Source organism: Citrobacter sp. TBCS-14 (genome assembly GCF_005280805.1).
Lineage (GTDB): Bacteria > Pseudomonadota > Gammaproteobacteria > Enterobacterales > Enterobacteriaceae > Citrobacter > Citrobacter gillenii.
Genome location: NZ_SZWM01000311.1, coordinates 309 through 518, shown reverse-complemented (window position 1 = coordinate 518; position 210 = coordinate 309). Strand labels below are relative to the sequence as shown.

General features: G+C 32.9%; 1 pseudogene. It reads right to left on the bottom strand.

The features are described 5' to 3' along the window. A pseudogene (locus FDX22_RS30460) lies at positions 1–210 on the bottom strand (pentapeptide repeat-containing protein); the annotation flags it as partial.

Here is a 210-nt window from a genome sequence, read left to right as displayed (position 1 = left end):
AGATTGTTTTTATCCAGAAAATATATGGTACTAAGATATCTGGCCCCTGATATGAACTGCGCTTCACTTAATTGTAACTCTAATGGTTCAGATACGTTTTCTTCACTAATATTCAGTGAGTATGTTCCATCCGTGTCCTTACTTATACATAATTCATATTCACCTTGTAGCGATTTTTCTGACTTATCAATAGTGAATCTAATAGAAATG